At 31.6% G+C, this 21,979-nt stretch carries 13 protein-coding genes; all 13 read left to right on the forward strand.

Features of this window, described 5'->3' with window-relative positions; all coding sequences use genetic code 11:
* Positions 1 to 73 precede the first annotated feature (73 nt).
* The 13 genes from GGR97_RS06100 to GGR97_RS06160 all read left to right on the forward strand — a co-directional run bounded on the left by GGR97_RS06100 (position 74) and on the right by GGR97_RS06160 (position 21,974).
* The gene (locus tag GGR97_RS06100) at positions 74 to 499 is read left to right on the forward strand and encodes a response regulator (protein WP_167897641.1); all 426 of its coding nucleotides are present in this window, start codon (positions 74 to 76) and stop codon (positions 497 to 499) included.
* Between the two features lie 4 nt (positions 500 to 503).
* Entirely contained in the window at positions 504 to 1,217 is a 714-nt protein-coding gene (locus tag GGR97_RS06105; protein WP_167897642.1) for a polysaccharide biosynthesis/export family protein, read from the forward strand.
* Positions 1,218 to 1,219: 2 nt separating this feature from the next.
* A complete protein-coding gene (locus GGR97_RS06110; protein WP_167897643.1) occupies positions 1,220 to 3,478 on the forward strand; it encodes an exopolysaccharide transport family protein in 2,259 nt (752 codons plus the stop codon).
* A gap of 1 nt (position 3,479) precedes the next feature.
* Positions 3,480 to 4,727 (forward strand): lipopolysaccharide biosynthesis protein, encoded by a 1,248-nt coding sequence (locus GGR97_RS06115; RefSeq protein ID WP_167897644.1) that lies wholly within the window; start codon positions 3,480 to 3,482, stop codon positions 4,725 to 4,727.
* Complete coding sequence (locus GGR97_RS06120) at positions 4,712 to 5,827, forward strand: glycosyltransferase (protein WP_167897645.1); 1,116 nt, start codon at positions 4,712 to 4,714, stop codon at positions 5,825 to 5,827. The genes GGR97_RS06115 and GGR97_RS06120 overlap by 16 nt, the downstream gene beginning before the upstream one ends.
* A gap of 8 nt (positions 5,828 to 5,835) precedes the next feature.
* Positions 5,836 to 7,107, forward strand: a complete 1,272-nt coding sequence (locus GGR97_RS06125) for an O-antigen ligase family protein (RefSeq protein ID WP_167897646.1) — start codon at positions 5,836 to 5,838, stop codon at positions 7,105 to 7,107.
* Positions 7,108 to 7,251: 144 nt separating this feature from the next.
* The gene (locus GGR97_RS06130) at positions 7,252 to 9,855 is read left to right on the forward strand and encodes a nucleoside/nucleotide kinase family protein (RefSeq protein ID WP_167897647.1); all 2,604 of its coding nucleotides are present in this window, start codon (positions 7,252 to 7,254) and stop codon (positions 9,853 to 9,855) included.
* Positions 9,856 to 9,874: 19 nt separating this feature from the next.
* Positions 9,875 to 11,104: a glycosyltransferase family 4 protein gene (locus GGR97_RS06135; protein ID WP_167897648.1), complete on the forward strand. Its 1,230-nt coding sequence runs from the start codon at positions 9,875 to 9,877 to the stop codon at positions 11,102 to 11,104.
* 11 nt (positions 11,105 to 11,115) lie between these two features.
* Positions 11,116 to 12,240 (forward strand): glycosyltransferase, encoded by a 1,125-nt coding sequence (locus tag GGR97_RS06140; protein ID WP_167897649.1) that lies wholly within the window; start codon positions 11,116 to 11,118, stop codon positions 12,238 to 12,240.
* 129 nt (positions 12,241 to 12,369) lie between these two features.
* Positions 12,370 to 13,590, forward strand: a complete 1,221-nt coding sequence (locus GGR97_RS06145) for a DUF1972 domain-containing protein (RefSeq protein WP_167897650.1) — start codon at positions 12,370 to 12,372, stop codon at positions 13,588 to 13,590.
* 6 nt (positions 13,591 to 13,596) lie between these two features.
* The gene (locus tag GGR97_RS06150) at positions 13,597 to 14,739 is read left to right on the forward strand and encodes a glycosyltransferase family 4 protein (RefSeq protein ID WP_209272328.1); all 1,143 of its coding nucleotides are present in this window, start codon (positions 13,597 to 13,599) and stop codon (positions 14,737 to 14,739) included.
* A 10-nt stretch (positions 14,740 to 14,749) separates the two neighbouring features.
* The gene (locus GGR97_RS06155; protein WP_167897652.1) at positions 14,750 to 15,235 is read left to right on the forward strand and encodes a response regulator; all 486 of its coding nucleotides are present in this window, start codon (positions 14,750 to 14,752) and stop codon (positions 15,233 to 15,235) included.
* 193 nt (positions 15,236 to 15,428) lie between these two features.
* On the forward strand, positions 15,429 to 21,974 hold the full coding sequence (locus GGR97_RS06160) for an FG-GAP-like repeat-containing protein (RefSeq protein ID WP_167897653.1): 6,546 nt from the start codon (positions 15,429 to 15,431) through the stop codon (positions 21,972 to 21,974).
* The last annotated feature ends 5 nt before the right edge of the window (positions 21,975 to 21,979 follow it).

The raw sequence follows: 21,979 nt of genomic DNA on the forward strand, positions 1-21,979 counted from the left end.
TAATGGCACTATTTAGGCTTACTATAAAACAACAAGATAATTTAATAGTAAATAACAACTAAATAGAAAAGCCATGATGATTAAAAATATTTTTATTGTAGACGATGATATTTTTTATGCTAACATTTTAGAAAACAAAATAGAGGCTGTTGGTTCTTACCAAATAGAAAAATTTCATACAGGTCAAGATTGTATCAACAATGCACACAAACAACCTGATATTATTTTCTTGGATCATTTTCTTGGAGATACCAACGGGTTTGAAGTTTTAAAAGATTTAAAATCTACCTATCCAGATATTCATGTTTTAATGTTATCAGGGCAAGAAGAGTTACAAATAGCTGTAAAAACACTTAAATATGGAGCTACCGATTACTTGATAAAAAACAGTGATGATACTCCTGAGAAATTATTACAAATTATAAATGATTGTGGGCAGTTAAACAAACTCAAAACTCAAAAGAAGAAAAAAAGAGGATTGTTAAATTTTATATTATAAACCGATGAAACTATTTTTGATATTAACAACAACTCTGTTACTATTCTCATGTAAGACCGTTAATTTGTTTGAAGGTCAAGAAACAGCACAAAATTTTGAATACCTAACACCAGACTCAGAACACATTCTGAAACCCGATGATAAAATTTCTGTGAGTGTTTGGAACCATGATGATTTAAGTATAGGATCTTCTTTTAGTATTTACAATACCAACGAGTCTTTTGGTAAATGGGTCTTAATTAAAAAAGATTCTACAGCTACCATTCCTTATATAGGTAAAAGAAAAATTGCAGGACTAACCATTAAGCAAGCAGAAAAACAGGTGGAGCGTATATTATCAAAAAATATTCAAGATCCAATTGTAGAAATTAAAGTCTTAAATAGAGAAATTACCATTTTAGGAGAAGTAAAATCACCCGGTAATTATTTGTTAGAAAAAGAAAGATTCACTTTGGTAGAAGCTATTGGAAAAGCAGAGGGTATTAACTTTTACGGAAATGTAAAACGTATCAAAGTAATTAGAAACAACAACACCTTAATTGTCAACTTAAACAAGGTAAATCAACTTTCTCAAAAAAACATCTATCTACAAGCAGGAGATATTGTGTACATACCCTCTAAAAAAGGAAAACAAACCGATTTAAAGGCTCCAAGTATTATTCCTTTTGCCTCATTAATTACTGCTTTTGGAATTATTTACTCTGTGTTAAAAAAATAATTATGTTAGAAATTCAACGACTTAAAAGATTAATTGTTCCTTTTGTAAAAGGATTGCCTATTATTATTGGATCCCTTTTGATAGCGTTGTTTATTGCTAAAAAAATAATTCAATACAGTGTACCTCAATACCAAAGTATTGCCAAAATTAAATTAGATGATAGCAAAAACGGATTGTCTTCTAACAATTTATTTGAAGATTTTGATTTGTTTGCCAGAGAGCATAAAATAGAAACCGAAGCAGAAGTTTTAAAATCATCATTACTTATAAAACAAGCTATTAACAAACTTGAGTTAGATGTATACTTATCTAGGATAGGAACTTTAAAAAAGACCAAATTATACAAAGAAACTCCCCTTTTGTTTACATACAACAAAAATAATTTTACAGCTTACGACAAAATATACACTTTAGTTGTTAGCTCTAATTCTGAATTTAAAATTTTTGAAGAAGACAGCAAAACAGTACTAGTAGAAGCTACTTTTGGAAAGCCTTTTTTAGTAAACAATTCGGAATTAACTATAGATTTAAACACAAAGGTTCTTAACAACAAAAAATTAGATATAGTAGGAACTTACGAATTTGAAATTAGAAGCATAAACAAGTGGGCTAAAGTAATTAAAGAGCAATTAGATGTAAAAGCTGTTGACAAAGAAATTCCTATTATTAGAGTGGTTATGAAAACCGAATCTCCTGAGTTTTCTGCAGATTTTAGCAATACTTTATGCAACATTTACATTCAAGATTACATTTCTACCAAGTCTAAAACCGCAAAAAAAACATTGGATTTTGTAGACCAAAGAATGTTAGAAATTCAAAAAATGCTATCCAAATCCGAAGACAACTTAGAAGCTTATAAATTAAAACACAAGGTTATTAACATTTTACAAGAAACCGAAACTGGAATAAGAGGTTTGTCTAATTTACAATTGCAAGCTATTCAATTGGAATTAGAAGAAAAATCTATTATAGATTTAGAGGCTTATATTTCTTCTGGTGATTATTACGATGAAACCGCTATTTTATTTGGTTTTGGAGATTTAACCTTAACAGAATTGGTAAAAAAATTAAAATTGTTTTCTGATGAAAAAAAGGATTTAACACTTAAATACACAGAAAATCATCCGAAAGTAACCAACACACAACAAAAAATTGATGATGTAAAAGACTACATTAAAGAAGCAATTACACAAAACAAAAGAAACATTAAAACCAAAAGGTTCGAAATTCAATCTAAAATTGATGTAATGAGCAAGCAGTTTGACGATGTGCCTACTCGAGAGCGTGAATTGCGTATGCTACAAAGAGATTTTCAGATAAACGAATCTGTGTATTCTTTCTTAGCCCAAAAAAAGTTAGAAGCTCAAATAGCCTCATCTGCATTAATCTCTTTTCATAGAATTATTCAAGAAGCTACCGTGGCTAAAAAACCTGTATCTCCAAACAAAACACTAATCACTTTTGTTTTAGGATTGTTAGGAATTTTTATCGGCTTATTTGCCGTGTATAGTCAAAAGTATTTAAAAGGAACCATTCAAGACAAAACAGATATTGAAAAACATACTGCAACTCCCGTTATTGGAGTTATTACAGATACTAAAAATCCACAAGAAATTAATTTGGGATTCACCACACTGGCAACAAATCTTAAATTAAAATCTAACGGTCAAAAACAGACTTTTTTAATAACCTCATCCATCAAACAAGAGGGAAAAACATACATTTCGGAAAATTTAGCGCAAACCTATTTGGAAATGGGATACTCGGTTGCTACCATAGATATCAACCCTTATCACAAAACTCAAACCATAGAGCAAAGTTTAGAAGATTTGTTAACAGAAAAACAAGTTGTAAAAACACAAAACTACATCAGTATTGGCTTAACTGCAAAAGAGAGTAGCGGGACTAAAGTTTTGTCTCATAAAAACATGGAGACTTTAATTACCTCTATTCAGAATGCTTATGATATAGTTATTATAGATTCTCCTGGGTCTATTATTTCCATCAACGCATTAACCTTATTAAAATATTGCACAAAGTGTTTATACGTGGTTTGTTCTAACAAATCTAAAGTGCAATACCTAACCAACATAGAGAATATTAAAGAAGACTATAAGTACGACAACATGGGAATTGTGTTTAACAAAGCTCCTATTTTAAGTAGTTATTCTGGAAACTTTTTTGGAGCACAATTGCACTACAAACAAACTCCAAAAGGGTTTATGGCAAAAATTAAACATTACTACAAATACTACTCATAAAATGACCCCACGTTACCTAAAATACACCAAACATTTGTTTGCCTTTTTGGATCAAGGAATTGTTAGTGGTACTAACTTTTGTTTAGCTATCTTAATTACTCGTTTTAGTGGAGTAGCTACCTATGGTCAGTTTTCTTTATTCTGGATGGTCTACCTATTCTTACAAGGGCTTTCTATTGCTTATATAGGACTTCCTATGCAAGTCTTGTCTCAAGAAAAAAAAGATAAAAACCAGTACCTAGAAAAAAGTATCCATTTATCTAACTATATTTTAATAGCGCTATTGCCTGTTATTTATATGGGAATGAGCATTTATACTTATTTTGATGAAAATCTAGAAAAAGGAACTTGGTTCTGGCTATTTCCTATAGTTGTGGTACTGTTTATAAAACACGATGTTCATCGAAAATATTTTTATGCGAAGGGACAAAACAAAAAAGTATTATTCTTAGATATTAGTGGTTATTTATTTCAAACTCCGCTACTATTTTTAATATCGTTATACAAAACCGTTACAATCCATGAAATTGTAGCTACTCTACTAGCTTGTATACTGGTAAGTAATTGTACTTTTTACTTTCTTAAAGAAAAAAACAGCACTTCTTTTAGCACTAAAGAATTGCCTTATAAAGAAAACTGGAACTATGCAAAGCATTTACTAACCACAACGGTTTTACAATGGTTTTCTGGGAACTATTTCATTATTATTGCGGCTTCTTTATTGGGTACAGGGGCTGTAGGAATTATTAAAATTTTTCAAAATTTAATGGGTATTTTAAATGTACTATTCTCTACCCTAGAAAACATCATCCCTCCCAAAGCAGGATTTTTGTTTAACGAAGGAGGTAAAAAAGCCTTGTATACCTATATAAAAAAGGTAACCATTTACGTGGGTATGGGCTACTTGCTTATTTTATTAGCATTAAAACTATTTGGAAAAAATATAATTTCTATTATCTACGGATCGGAATACATTCAACATTCTTATTTAATAAACTATTTCATTGTTATTTATGTGTTTGTTTTCTTAGGAACCATATCACAAATTGTAATTAAAACATTGCGATTGAATTTTTCCATATTTATAGCTTATGTAATTACCATGATTACTACGGCTATTATTGCCACTCCACTAGTTAGTAACTACGGAATACTAGGAGTTGTCTATGGATTTATAATCCTACAAATCATGACCGTATCAACCTATATCATCACGCTAAACTTTACTAAAAAATGCATATCCGAATAATACATATCGTACTTGGAAAAGGAAATCCTAACAGACAAAACGGAGTAAACAAAGTGGTAAACAGCATTGCTAACTGTCAGGCAGAAAACGGAATAGATACTACCTTATGGGGAATTTCATTTAGCCAAGAACACAACTATCCAGAAAGAAAATACAAAACGGTTTTATTTAAGGATCATGCTCATAAATTTACAATTGATGAAAGTCTTTACAAAGCCATAGATCAACTAAAAGGAAGCAACGTAGTAATTCATATTCATGGAGCCTTTATTCCTCAATTTTATAAAATTGCCAAAAGGTTAAAAAAACACAACATTCCCTATGTATATACTCCTCACGGAGCTTATAACCTAAAGGCTTTACAAAAGTCTAAATGGAGTAAATATGTGTACATAAAATTGTTTGAATCTTTTATAGTGAACAATGCCAAGGCCATACAACTTTTAGGCTTTTCAGAAAAAAAAGGAACACTACGCTATTTTAAAAAAGCAAATATTACCATTATTCCTAATGGACAAAATTTAAATATAGATTTTTATAACGTACCTAACCACACAAAACTACACCTAGGTTTTTTAGGAAGAATAGATATTGAAACCAAAGGACTTGACATACTATTAACCGCTTTATCTAAATTTAAAACAAGCAACAATGTTCAATTACACATTATTGGTAGCGGCGGAGAAATGCAAGATTTACAAAAAATAATAACTGAAAAACAGCTAGAAGATTTGGTAATTTTAGAAGGAGCTAAATTTGACAAAGACAAGTTTAATACCTTAAACAATCTAGATGTTCTTTGCCTTACCTCTAGAAACGAAGGGTTACCAGGAGCAGTACTAGAGGCTGCTAGTGTGGGTACTCCCGTATTAATTAGCAAAGAAACTAATTTAGAAACCTATGTAACCAATCATCAGGCGGGTTGGGTCTTAAAAGAAAATACTCCAGCAGAAATTGAAGAATCTCTTTTAAAAATAATGGACATCAAAAAAGAAAATCAACTAAGAGGGTATAAAAAAAATGCACTTAAAATGATTGAAAATGATTTTGAATGGAATAAAATAATTAACTTATTACATCAAGTATATACTGCATCATAAGTTTGGCCATGCAACAAAAAGAATCTTACTTATTAAGAAATATTTCGGGGATATTAACCCTTATTTTATTCCTAAAGATTGGAGGGTATTTTACCATTACCGATGTAAAAATAATTACTCAAATTTTTAAAGTCATTTCTCGTGTAGGGATGACAATAACCGTATTTTATATTTTAAAAAAACTACAATCATACGGTTGTATAGATTTGTTAGAAATTAAAAACTCCTTTGCTTTAGTTTTTTACAGCTTGTATCTCTTTTTAGGTTTTGTCTCTTTTACCTGGTCTACAGATCCTGCCTACTCTGCACTACAATGGTTTATGACTTTTGAAAGTTTTGTATTTGTATATTATTTTTACAAAGTAGTCTATACAATCAACACTTATTATCCGGCTAAAAAAATAGATTTAACCAAACTATTCGTCAATGCCATTTTTCCTATCATCCTTATTTTTATTATTGGATCTTTTGCATTGCCTGATTATTTCTACAGAGAAATGCGTGGGGGTGAAGAAATTAGATTGGGCGGATGGATTATGAATCCTAACGAATTAGGAATGCTGTCTAGTATTCTAGGGGCTTTAGGTTATACCAGACTATCACATCATAAAAAAAAGTTCTACCCTATTCTTGTAATCATAAGTGCCTTAGTAATTCTAGGACTGACTTCTAGTAGATCATCTCTCATAGGTTTTCTTTTAATTTTAGGAATCCTAATCTTAAAATCCGACAATAAAAAACTAAAAATATCGATGGTAGTACTCATGGCAATGGTAACTCCTTTTGCCATTAAAACCATTATTTTTAAAGATGGAGGTGGTGTAGAAGAAGTAATGAGTATGACGGGTAGATTGCCTTTTTGGACAGCTCTTTTAAATGAAGGAATTGTAAAAGAACCTTTTTTTGGCTATGGCTTTATGCGTATTAATTACACCGATTATTTCCAGGGATTAAACACCTACCCTGGTAAAATGACACACAATACGTTTATGCAGGTCTTAATGAATTTGGGATTTGTAGGATTGTTTATTGCCTTGTTTCAAGTATTTTTTACGTTCCGAAACTTTTTCATCAACAGAAAAGACAGTTACGCAAACTTTTTTATTGCCATTTCCATTCCAGTAATGATTAATTCTCTTACCGAATTTGGTGTTTTTGGTGATGCTAATTATGGAATTCTTTTTTGGCAATTTTTAATTTTTCTGTTCCTATTTAAAAACAGAAAATTTACAACAAGCTTAGAAAAAGCTCGTTTAAAAAAGTTAAAAACTCCTCTTTAAGCTTAAAATCACAAAATCCCAAAATGGGATTTTGTTCCCTATATGGGCTTCTTAAATTTTCTTATGCAGTTACAATCCCTGTATATACAAGCTATGGGCATTCTGGCATGTTATTCCTAATAAGGAATAGCATAAGAACGTATTATGAAAATTTCTAAGAAAACAAACTATTCTGACCTTAAGGTAATTGCTCTTTTATTTGCAGGACAAAATGCATGTATTAGCATTGTAGATGCTCTAGAACAAGTATACTATGATGAGCAACCAACAACTACCCAAAACGGAACCTCTATTCTTTTTTACTTCTCATCAAACAACAGTATAAACATAGATGAATATGAATATGTAGTTGATTTTTCTAAAACCTTAACCGCTAAAAATCACCAACAACAAAACTTTAAAACAGTAGTAGCTCCCAATGGAACACTACGTTATTTAATAAAAGATAACAGCACTAATTTTTTAGCTTTTTATCACAATACAAATAGAAAGAGTACACTTATCAAACTAGGACTAAAAACTATTTTTAAACTTCACCTTTCCAGTCTTCTATTCCCAAGCTTTCAGGTACTAAGCAAAGCTCCTTATGTATTTTTAAATGATATAGATCCAGAACACTATCATAGCTATGCTGTTTTTACAGGAACTCCAGGTTTTTGGAGAAAACCCGTAGTGCAATTTTATAAAAACAACAAAGTAGTTTCTTATGCCAAAGTAGCAATAAACAAACAAACTGAAACATTAATAGAAACCGAAAAAAAACACCTAGTAACCGTTGAAAAGTTAAACTTAAAAACATGTACTAGCCCAAATGTAATACACACACCTAACCTACTATTATTGACAAATATTTTCTTAAAAGGACAGAAAAACACCGCTAGATTTACCAATCAACATTTTAATACAGTACAAGAATTACAACAAAAAACAACGCATCAAGAAGGGATTAAAGAGTCTTTGTTCTATAAGAATTTAACCGCCAGAATAGCTCAATTACATCCTCAAAAAGACTTTAAAAATATTGTAGAAAAGTTACCAAAAATCTTAGCCAATTTAAACCTCAACATTGTATTGGACTGGCACATTGCTCATGGTGATTTTACAGGTTGGAACACCTCTATTTTAAACAACCAACTGTATTGTTACGATTGGGAAATGAAAATGGAAAACGCACCGCTTTATTACGATATTTTTCATTTTTACCACCAAGCAGCCACATTTATAAATAAGAATAACAGCAATGTATTTCTAGAGGTTCAACAATTGCTATTACAAAAAGGAACAACAACAAATAGCCTTAGTTTAAAAATTGCTTATCAATTATACCTGTTAGATGTTATTTCTAAAAACATTGCTTTAACAAATCAACAAGAGAGTGTTTCTGTAGATCAAGAAAAAATGATTACACAATGGTTTCAATCTCTTCTAAAAATTTCAACTCCTAAAAATGCTACAAACATGAGAACTCCATTTATCATAGAACTTCAAGTAAAGTTAAATACAATTAACTACGCTGTACTAAAACACACCAACCACAGTTTGGCTAGTTTACCTAACAATTCTGATATTGACCTTGCCATTCTTAAAACAGACATTCCAGCTATTTTAACGTTTGTAAACACCCATCCTTCTGTAGCTTATAGTGTTTCTAAAAAGAAAACATTTATGCACACTTTGGAAATACATTTTATTGACAATTCTTTTTTAAGTGTAGATATGATTTTTGATTTTGTACGAAAAGGACATCGTTATTTAAACCTGTACAGCATTCTTAAAAATAGCACATATAATAACGGTGTTAAAGTTCCTAGTATTATAGATGACTTAGAGTACATACAACAGTTTTATACTCTTAACAAAGCAGATGTACCATACAAATACCAATTACTGTACAGCAACAGACTTAGAGAACTTCATTTAGACAATTACTATTTAAGTTACTTTAACAACAAATACAACGCTAATTTCACCAACCTGTTAGACTCTTTTAAATACTCTAATGATAAAAGAAAAAAACTAAAAAAAGTTAAAACATCAATTGGAGAAAGTTTTGTTTTAAAATTAAAATACATCAAAGATATTTACACAGACCTAACTAAAAACAAAGGATTTATTGTAACTTTTTCTGGAGTAGATGGTGCTGGTAAAACAACCATTATTAATGATGTAAAAGAAAACTTAGAAACCACTTACCGTAAAAAAGTAGTATTACTTAGACACAGACCAGGAGTACTGCCAATAATAAGTGCTTTAAAACACGGTGGTAGCGCAAAAAAAGCCGAAGAAGCTGCCGGTAACAGATTGCCAAGACAAGGTAAAAACAAAAGTACACTAAGTTCTGTGGTTCGTTTTTCTTACTACTATGTAGATTACTTGTTGGGTCAATTTTATATTTATTGTAAGTACGTGCTAAGAGGTAAAATTGTGATTTACGACCGTTATTATTACGATTTCATCAACGATTCTAAAAGATCTAACATTCAACTAAACAGAAATATTATAAAATCTTTATTCTACTTTATTTTAAAACCTAAATACAATTTTTACTTATTCAATACACCAGAAGTTATTCTAAAACGTAAAAAAGAATTATCGGCCAAAGACATTACAACGCTAAACAAAAACTATCAATCTTTATTTAACGAATTTAAAACTCAGAAAAAAGCCATCTATACTCAAATTAAAAATGACGATAGAACGCAAACAGTAGCAACCATTTTTAAGAATATTTATAAAATCCCTGCCTAGGTACGAAAAACATAAGACTATGAAAAACATTTTAATTACAGCCTACGCAGTAAACCCCTACAAAGGTTCCGAAGATGGAACGGGATGGAATATTTCTAGAGAATTGGCCAAACAAAACCAGGTACACGTAATTACCCGAAAAAATAACCAAGCAGAAATAGATCGTTATTTAGCTGAACAAAACGATGAGGTTGCCAATAGCATGCACTTTTATTATTATGATTTGCCTAAAGGGATTATGAATTTAAAACACAAATTAGGAGAAAGAGGCTATGTGCTGTACTACTATTTTTGGCAATTATTCATTCCTTTTTTTGTCACTAAAAACAACATAAAGTTTGATATTTCTCATGCTTTAAATTTTCATAGCGATAGCCATCCTCAATTTTTATGGATGTTAAACAAACCTGTTTTTTGGGGGCCTATAGGACATCATCCTCCTGTGCCTAAACAATATTTAAAACCTATTTACGGAACTAAAAACTGGTTAAAAGACAGACTGTACAATACCGTAAAAATAGCTATGCGAAATTTAGATCCGTTTTTTTACATTTCTAAATGGACAGCTAAAGGAATTTTTGTCATCAATTCTGGAGTCAACAAATCTGTAAGAGCAAATCCTAAAAAAATACACATTGTACCTGCAGTAGCCAACAACAAAATTGTGGTTCCAAGCACTACAGTCAACAGTAAATTTACCGTACTAGCTGTGGGTAGATTTGTTTACATGAAAGGATTTGACATTACTATAAAAGCTTTTGCAAACTTTTACAAATGTTTAAGTTCAAGAGATCAACAAAAAGTAAAACTGAAATTGGTAGGTAAAGGAGAAGAACTTACCAAGATGATGAGCATTATAAAAAAAGAAGAAATAGAACATGCGGTAGAAATTATCAAATGGGTAGAAAAAAAAGAAATGGAAAACATTTACAAATCTTCTTCTGTGTTTTGTTTTGGTTCTCATGAAGGGGCTGGAATGGTTATCCCAGAAGCTTTAAGCTATGGAGTACCTGTAGTTTGTTTTGACAATTATGGTCCTGGAGAATTGTGTGATGATACTTGTGCCATAAAAGTTCCTTATGGAGATTACCATCAATCTGTAGTAGATTTTTCTAAAGCACTACAAACATTGTTTTTAAATTCAAACATGCATCAAACCTACGCTAAAAATGCTCTAGATTTTGCCAAAAACAAATTTACTTGGAGCTACAAAGCAAGTAGGATCAATCAAGCTTATCAAAACATTTAAAAAAAGAAACTATGAAACATATTGCTATTTTCCATCCTAGTTCAGAATTATACGGTGCCGATAGAATTATGGTACTGGCTGCTAAATTATTAACCGATTTTATTCCTGTAATTTACCTACCCTCAGAGGGAGTTTTAAAAGCCTATATTTTACAAGAAATTCCTAACGCCATTGTTGTTGTCAACCCTAAAATGCCCGTAATTGCAAGAGCTATGTTTAGCCCTAAGGGACTAATAACCGTTTTACAAAATAGTGCTGAATTTAACAAAACCTTAGTTTTAGAAAACAACAAATACCAATTTAATTTGTTTTACGTAAACACCCTAGCTTGTTCTTTACTACTGCCTTTACTTAAAAAGTTTAACGTTAAAATTATTACACACGTTCACGAAATTTTAGAACGTCCAAAAATAGCAGCATACATTACTGCCAAACTAGCGTTTACATATAGCCATACCGTAATATCTGTTTCCAAAGCTGTGAAAGACAATTTGCATAGAATTACTAAAAACAAAAAGGCAAAAAGCATAGTGGTTCATAATGGGATTGATACCATACAAACCGTTAGCAAAACCATAGAAAGCAAAAAAATATCTTTTTATTTATTTGGGAGAATCAAACCAGAAAAAGGACAATGGTACCTAATAGAAGCTTTGTCTAAAATTCCAAAAGATATGCTTAACAAAGCTACTTTTACCTTAGTGGGTGGAACCTTAAAAGGAAAGGAATACTTGTTAGATGATTTAAAAGAACAAATTGCAAAACACAACTTAGAAAATTTTATCACGCTAAAAGGATTTACCAACAACATTGTACAAGAAATTAGCAATGCCGATGTTTGTTTGGTACCTTCTTTAATGAAAGATCCGTTTCCTACCACCGTACTAGAAGCCATGTCTGCAAGTAAAGTAGTCATTGCCTCTAACACAGGAGGAGCTAAAGAAGCCATTACAGATCAGGAAGATGGTTTTATAATTCCTGCAGATGATGCTACCTATTTTTCTAATAGTATCGTAAAACTAATAAAAACTCCAGAGCTAATTCCTATACTGAGCCAAAGAGCCAAAATTACCTTTGATAAAAAGTTTACCACACAGGTTTTTAAAGAAAAATGGAAAAAAAACATTCTTTCCTAAATTCCATATTTGGGAATACCGTCTCAAAATGCAACTTCTTTTTTACTACAAAATCGCTACAGCCCCCGTTTTACGGGGGTTTTTATTTGTGGCAATGTTATGGTAATAGTACATACAAAGATATTTATTATGGCAACTAAGAAAAAAATAGCAATTATAGGAACAGGTGGAGTACCTGCAAGATACGGTGGATTTGAAACCTTAGTAGAACACTTAGTAGTAAACCTAAATCAAGAGTTTGATTTGTATGTCTACGCAAGCACCAAACTATACAGCAAAAAAGAAAGAGTAAAAAAATGGAACAATGCCAACATGTATTACTTACCTCTTAGTGCCAATGGGATTAGTAGTATTCTATACGATTTAATTTCTATGATTCACGCTATGTTTTTTGCCGATCAAATTCTTTTGTTAGGAGTGTCTGCTGGAATTTTTACTCCAATTGTAAAGTGGTTCTCTAAAACAAAACTAATTGTAAATATTGATGGATTGGAATGGAGAAGAGAAAAATGGAACAAATGGGTACAACGCTTTTTACATTTTTCTGAAAAAACAGCAGTCCGTTTTTCCGATGCAGATATTACCGACAATGAAGCCATTAAAAGATATACAGCTATTTATTACAAAACAGCAAGTCATCTTATTGCTTATGGAGCAGATCATGTTACTCAAGAAAACATGACCAATAACGATGTAATAAAATATCCTTTTTTAAGCAGTCCTTATGCTTTTAAAGTAGCCCGAATAGAACCAGAAAACAACTTATCTATGGTCTTAGAAACGTTTTCTAAAACTCCTTCTAAAACTTTAGTAATTGTGGGTAACTGGGCAAAAAGCCAATACGGAATTACCTTAAAAGAAACATATCAATCTTTTAAAAACATTCATCTTTTAGACCCTATCTACAATCAAAAAGAATTAAATAAACTAAGAGCCAATTGTTTTGTTTATATACACGGACACAGTGCTGGTGGTACCAATCCATCATTAGTAGAGGCTATGTATTTAAACCTACCCATTCTAAGTTTTGATGTATCCTATAATAGAGCCACAACCTCTAACCAATGCTTGTATTTTAAAGATGTAAACGAGCTACAATACTTATTAGAAAACACGTCTTACACTACATTAAGAAAAATTGGAAAGGAAATGGGACATATTGCTAGGTTTAGATATACCTGGAAATACATTAGCAATAGATATGGTTCTATTTTTAAAGCTTTTGATTACAACTACAAAAAACCTGAATTAAAAAATGCTTATCAACAAGGGGATTACAACAAACTTGTACATAACGGATACGCACACTTATCTAACACCAAATTATTTTACCAGAACACTAATAACTAAATTATGATGGAAACTTTCATACAACAATCAGCTATAATGTTCTCTATAACAAGTCTACTTGTTTTTAGTCTTTTTTTAGGAAGTGCTTATGTATTAACTCCTAAACTAATTTATTTTTTTAAGAAACACAATCAGGTAGACAAACCAGACGAACGCAAATTACACAAGGAATCAACTCCATCATCTGGAGGGCTTTTATTTGCTTTAACCATAATTTCTTCTATCACCTTTTTTTATACAGATAGCACCTCTTTAGTCATTTCGCTTTGTGCGTTTATACTACTGTTGGTCGGTTTTATTGATGATAGATTTGACTTATCGGCAAAAACAAAATTTCTAGTTCAATTCATATGCACCCTTATAGTACTTACCCAAATAAATCCCATCAATGTTTTTGGATCTGATTACAGCATCATCAACTACATAGTTTCGTTCATTTTTATTGTTGGCTTTACCAATGCTTTCAATTTAATGGACGGGCTAGATGGACTCGCAGGAAGTTTTGCTTTATTAGTCTTAGCCATTTTTGCAATTCTATTAATCATTCAACACAATTACACCTGGGCTATTTACAGTATTTCTATTATTGGAGTGTTGCTGGCTTTTTTATACTACAATGTAAACCCTGCTAAAATTTTTATGGGAGATACGGGTTCCTTGTTTTTAGGATTTACCATTGCCACCATAGCTCATGTAATTTTAAACAACAATGCTACTGAATTATTAAGAAACATTCCTAACGAATACAATTATTTGTTACTATTCGGATTGCTTTTTTTACCAATGATTGATACTGTAAGAGTAATGAGTATACGTATTTTAAAAGGAAATTCTCCATTTAAAGCAGACAGAAATCATTTACATCATTATTTATTAAAAACACAAATTCCAAGTATTCAAATACCCGCTTTAACTACAGCTATTAGTTTATTCTTTTATACGCAAACGTATATTTTACTAAGCACAAACAACTCTCCTATTCAAATTTGTATGATGTTAATAGTCTCTGCCATTATAGGGTTTACCTTATTAATTATTGTAAGAGTACAACAAAACATTAAAAAGAGAATGGAACACCAGGTCTATTTAAAAAGTCTTTACGACAGCAAACAAATTTTAGTAAGACCTAAAAATTTAATAACTATATAAATCTACAGCTATGAAAAATATTTTTATTCTAGACATCAACTCAATTTTATCAAATATCATCAAAAAAGAATTAGAAACGTCTAAATCGTATCGTGTTTCATGTTTTAACAATCAAAGTGATTTTTTAGTGGCTTTGGAAAACAAACCCGATATTATTTTAATAGATCCAGACATCAATAAAGAGAATGATGCCTTTTTAAATTTTTACAAAGGCATTACCTCTATGCTACCAAACGTTAGCATTATTTTGTTTTCTAACCTTTCTAATATCAAATTGGGAATAGAATTAATTAGAAAAGGAGCTGTAAACTACATCAATAAAAAAGACGATTCCTTTTTACAAGAAATTAAAAAAACTATAGGTGTAATCGCTAAAATTGATGAAAACAATAAAGAATTACAGTATATCAATCAAAAATTAACCTCTTTAAAGAAAAAAGTATTCGTCTACATACTTACTTCTATTGCTTTATTGTTGTTTTTCTTTTTTCTATAAATCCATACAGCTATAAAGAGCAAAATGCATCCTTTTTTGTCTCAAATATGAATTTCACTCCCAATATGGGACATATTTAAAATTTGTGGCACAGACCAATAGCTCAAGCTCCCTTATAAACACTAGCCTCATCTGTTTTATCTATATACAGGCATAGCTTTTGTCTTTTGTATAGTACTTAAAAACTATCATTATGAAAAATATTCTATTTACGCTAACCATGTTGTTCTCTATTATTTCTTATAGCCAAGAAACTATAGAGATCACTTCTATAGTTCCTACTGGAATTACAGTTTGCGATACTTCTGAAAACTTTCAAGTAAGTATTACCAACAATTCTACAAACACAATTACCACCCCAAACATTGTAGTAAAACTACCAACAGGTATAGAATACATTTCTTCTTCTATACAAGAAGAAAGTAATTTTAGTGTACAAGAAAGTAACATTACAGACAATACAAATCTTGTATTTACGTGTAACAATATTCCTGCTGATGCTGTGGTAAACTTTACCATTCAAACCAAAGCTATTGTAAATGCAATTGCCTACCAGCAACAAGGAAACATTTTTAGAAACCAAATAAGCCTTAACTACAACCAAACAGAAAGCATTAAAAAAACGTCTAATGCCTACAATGTATACTATGGTGCTTTAAATATTATTAAGGTAAGTCCTACAGCAAAAACAGTAACTACTGGCGATTCTTTTTCTAGAGAAATTACCATTGTAAATGCAGGTAACGGAAGATTAAATAGTTTTCAATTAGCAACTACCCAAAACAAAGCCGGATTAATTTTATCAGAAACAAACCTTGGAACCTTAAACACAACAAAAGACACTTTAACCTTAAGTACCTCTGATTTTGAAACTATTGGAAATAATGATGGTTATTTTGATACCAATGAAAAAATTATAGTTACTCAAACTTTTAACGCAGAGGGATGTACTGCTTACACAGTTACAAGTACTATGAATACAGCTTGGGGATGTAATAACAACATTAGATCTGCCACCAATAGCTATGCAAATACAACCATACAACTTACAAAGCCTAACTTAAACATTAGTGCTAAAAGCAGCCTATCTAGCTTGTTTGCACAAGAAGCTAGTCCGCAAGAAATTACTTTAGCCAACACTGGTAAAGGATACGCAAACAATGTTACTGTAGATATTTTTAAATCTACAGGAGGAGCTTACAATCAAAACATATTTTCTAGAATAGACCCATCTAGTTTTACCTACCAAATAGGAATGGACGGAATACCTACCTCATTAAGTCCGTCTCAGGTATTTGAAACCAAAAAGGATGGGTCCTTTTCTCGTTTAGGAAACAACCCTATAGGTAGAGTTATTATTACCTTACCAGAACCTATTGCTCCTAACCAAACAATCATTATTAAATGGAACAACTACCATGCTACTATTAGTGCCTGTGATAATGATAAATTAATGGGATGGAAATACACCGTAAACTATCAAGATACATGTAACACAAGCAACTACACCAAAACATTAACGGGTGAAGGAAAAACAAATCTAAACATGTCTGTATTTACAGAAACTCCTACAGATATTCAAGATCAACAAACATTACCCTTTGTTTACACAATTTCTAGTCACGATAACAACTTACCTATTGGAGAAAATGCACAATACAAAGTTATTATAACCTTACCTAAAGGATTAGACTGGGCTGGTGGAGAAAATGATTTTACATGGACAAGCAGTCCTAATAACTGGGTGCCAAACTCTGTGAATTTTGATGCTACAACCAGACAATTAACAGGTACTTTTTTAGTTCCAGAACCTTTTAACATTCAAAAATCTGAAATCTTAGTCAACTTAACAGGAAACTGTAACGAAAGTGAAACTACAGGAACAAAAGAAATTAAGTTAGACATTAAATACACCACCAACACCAATTGTAACGATTGTTTAATTGACATGGTTTGTGACCAAACAACCACCACCAAATTACACTGTCCAGACAACAACTGCGAAGGATTCAACTTTAAAAGTTTTACCGCAAAAAGAATCAACTACGGACAACCAGACAACGACACCAACGGATTGGCAGATGCAAACGGAAACATTGATTTAACTAAAATTAAAACCAATAGAGTAATGGTGGGTGACACCTTACAAACTACATACAATGTATTGGTTAAAACAGGTGCTAAAAACGATAAATTCAACAACTTTTATGTAGAAGCAGATATTGACTTTGGTAAAAACTTAACGTTTTTAAACGGTACCATCACTATTTTTGACACTGCAACAAACACAAATTACACCTGTACTAGTTTTGATACTAAAATTGTAGAAGGGGCTAATAGTAGTAGAAAGTTTAGATATTCTTTTGATCCAAACAATGCATGTACAGAATTGCCAAACACACCAGGCTACGGAGATAATTTTTTCTTTACCGATGGAGATACAATAGAATTTAACGTAAACTATAAAGTAACAGGAAACATTCAAGGAAATGTAAAAGAAGTAACCATTAACAATGATTTGTTTACAAGTTCTTTAAACAACCCTTGGGATCAAGATGCTGCTGCTTTAAGTACAGACAAATGGGCTTGTGATGATTACGATGGACGTTTTACCTTAATTGGGTACTTTTTTAACAGCGGTACTCCTAAAGATTATTCGGTAACATCTTGTTCAAGAGTGGTTAGTCAAAATTATTATTTTAGTGTAGGAGACTGTTGTGACAACTATGGTGGTGGAAACTTATTTCCTTATGAATACAGAAACTGGGCTCATATAAAAGAAGCTAGTGTTCAAATTCCTAACAACTATGCTGTTTTAAACATGTACTTAAAACAATACAGAACTAAAAACACCAATACAACAGTTACACAAACTATCAAAAACATTACTCCATATCACAACAGTGGTGGCTTTATGAAATTTAACTTAGAGCAATACCACAAAAATGCTGAAGGAACTTTAGAATATAGTGATGATGGTTTTAGTGGTACTATTTTTATAGAATTAGCACCCAATTGTGAAGTACCAACTAAAACAAAAGAAGACATTAACTGGGAATTTAAATTTGCAAAAACAGCAAATATTGGTAACGGAGAAACAGAATGGTTAACAGACACACCAGATACCATAGAATTCAACCCTGCTGTATTAGAAGTTACTTCTGACACACCTATTGTAGACGGTTTGGGAAAAACAGTAAGTTGGAATGTAAATGTTAAAAACAATGCAACCAATGCAGATGCTTATAACTCTTGGATTCACTTTAAAACTCCATCAGAAACTATTGAATTTGTAAGTATTACAGACGATGCTACCGGAGAAGTTTTAGAAATGACCAGTGATTATTTTGAATTAGGAACCATTGCTAAAAACAGTCAAAAATCATACACCGTAGTAGGTAAATATGCTGCTTGTACTCCAGATTATATGATTGCTTATAGCGGATACGAATGTTCTGGATATCCAGAAAGCTTTACCAACTTTAAATGTAACTATTCTACTTTAGGTTTGCGTGTAGAACCTAAAAATGCAGAGCCACAAGTAACCATTACAGGTACCACTATTGGAAACGAATGTAGTAGTGTGGTAGAAATTACAGTAGAGGTAGCAAGTGTTCGTTTTGCTCATTTAGATGAAATAGAAATAGACATTAAAGCAAACGATAACTCTATTACCTTTTTAGAAAACTCAGGAGAACTTAAATATCCTTTAACAGGAGAATTCACAAGTGTTTCAAATCCGGAAAACAACAACGGAATTAATACCTATAAAATCAACAACATCAGTACCGAATTAAAAGGATATGGATTGCCTGGTGTTTTAGAATTAGAAAAAAACAGATTTCAATTAAAGTTCAAAATGAACCTAGAAAACAACTTTACATCTGGAGATTTTGCAACAATCAGTATCAAAAGTAAAGAAGTTTGTGGAACAGAATTACCAACCATCAACTTAGCTTACGATCCTTCGGTACAGTTTAATCAAAACAAATTAGCAGGTTTATCTGATGATATTTCTAACAGCTGGGGAATTTCTTGGGGTGATTATGATAACGATGGTTTTGACGATTTATATGTAGCAGAATATGATAAAAACAAAGGTAGTTACTTATACCACAACAATAGAGATGGTAGTTTTACCAAAGTAACCAACTCTCCTATTACCAACGGAAAAGGTAGTTCTATTGCAGGAACTTGGGGAGATTATAACAACGATGGATTGTTAGATTTATTTGTAGCCAACAATGTAGGTGCAGTAAATGCATTGTACAAAAACAACGGTGGAGGTAACTTTACCAAAGTAACAACCGGAGCTATTGCCAACTACGGAGGATACTGCCATGGTGCTAGCTGGGTAGATTATAACAACGATGGTTATTTAGATTTATTTGTTACAGATTATATGCCTACTAAGTTTAATGTTTTGTACAAAAACAATGGAGATGAAACCTTTACAGAAGTAAAAAACACTTCTTTAGTACAAGAAGCTAAAAATTCTATTGGAGCTACTTGGGCAGATTATGACGGTGATGGTGATATGGATGTTTTTATTCCTGCAACCAACGGACAAAGCAATTCTTTATTTAGAAATAACGGAGGGGATGTTTTTGAAAAAATGACCAATATTGGAATTACTGCAGACAACGCAAATTCTGTAGGATGTAGCTGGGGAGATTTTGACAACGACTTGGATTTAGATCTTTTTGTAACCAATACTAGCGGACAAGATAATTTCTTATATCAAAACAACGGAGATGGTACTTTTACACAAATTACCAACACCTTAGTAACTTCGGATGGTGGTCACTCTAGCAGTAGTAATTTTATCGATTTTGACAACGATGGGGATTTAGACTTATATGTGTGTAACGATCAAGACGATGAAAATACATTGTACATAAATGACGGTACTGGTGTTTATACCAAACCAGAAAATCCATTATCTAGTAATTTAGGAAACTCGTACTCACAAGCTTGGAGTGATTTTGACAACGATGGGGATTTAGATCTTTTTGTAGGAAACCATTCTAACGAAAAAAATGTATTCTTTGAAAACAGTAGAGCAAATTGTAACAGTTGGTTATGTATCAACTTAAAAGGAAACAACTCTAACAAAAGTGCTATTGGTACAAGAATTAAAGTATTAGCAAACATATATGGTCAAGACGTATGGCAATTAACAGAAGTATCTGCCCAAACAGGTGGTGGTGCTGGTAGCCAAAACTCTTTAAAAAAGATTATTGGGTTAGGAGATGCTACTGTTATTAAAAAAATAGTTGTAGAGTGGTCTTCTGGATATGTACAAGAAATTTTAAACTACGGAACCAATACTTGTTTAGATGTAGAAGAAGAAGAAGGTATTTTAGTATGTGGTACTTCTTACAACGATGAAAACTTAAACTGTATACAAGATGAAGGTGAAAAAGGAATTCCTGGAGTGGTTATTACAGCAATGCCTGGAAACAGAAAAGTAACTACCGATGAGTATGGAAACTACCAATTATTTTTAAACCCAGGTAGCTATACCATTACACAACAAACACCAGAAAACTGGAATTCAACCTGTGGTTTTGATGATGAAAACGGTTACGAAGTAACAATATCTCAAGGAAAATCTTACTGTGGTAACAATTTTGGTAACACTACACAATGTGTAGATCCTAACTTATTTTTAACCTTAGGAACAACTGCTTTAAGAAAAGGATTTACAAACGACTATACTGTAGTCTATGGAAATACGGGTGCTTTTGATGGAGAAAATGTTTCTTTAAGCATGGAGTTCCCAGAAGATATTATTCCTGTAAGCGCATCTATTCCTTGGGATGAAATTGTAGAAACTGCAGAAGGTTATGAATACATTTGGAAATTAGGAAATGTAAAATCTATGACCAATCATAACATTACCATTGTAGATTCTATTAGTGTAGCTTCTAATGTTAGTACAGAATTAACAGTAAGAGCAAACATTTACAACGAACAAAAATCTGATTGTGATACAGAAGATAATACCGTAATTGATGTCAACCCAATTGTAGGTGCTATAGATCCTAATGATATTTTAGTATTCCCTTCTGGAGATGGACCTCAAGGATACATAAACCCAGATCAAGTATTAAAATATAAAATTAGATTTGAAAACGTAGGTACATGGTATGCACAAAATATTTATGTAGATAATAAAGTTCCTTTAAATTTAGACATTAGTACCATTCACGACATTGTGTGTAGTCACCCATACGAATTGGTAAGAGAACAAAACATATTGTACTTTAAATTTAAAAATATCTACTTACCAGAAAGTTCTAAGGACGAAATTAACAGTCACGGATTTATAGAATACAAAATATATCCTAAAGAGGAAATAACTCCTGGAGAAATGATAGAAAACAGTGCAAACATTGTTTTTGATTACGAAGAACCATTGGCAACCAATGTAGTTTTAAATACCATAAAACACAATGCAAATTCAAGCCACAATTCAGTGTCTATCTATCCAAACCCTGTAAGTACCACTACGACTATTAATTTAATTGTAAAAGATTATAAGTACCTAGGAAACAGTAAGGCTGAAAAAGTAATACTATTTGATGTAAACGGTAAAGCCATTCAGAACCTAAACTATAGATTAGAAAACAATAGTATAATTCTAGATTTAAGTGGGTTTGCATCGGGTATTTACATTGTGAAAGTGTTTGATAATCTTCACAATCAATACGTAGGAAAAGTAATGAAAAAATAATTAAA

This window comes from Wenyingzhuangia aestuarii (genome assembly GCF_011927765.1).
Taxonomy (GTDB): Bacteria; Bacteroidota; Bacteroidia; order Flavobacteriales; family Flavobacteriaceae; genus Wenyingzhuangia; species Wenyingzhuangia aestuarii.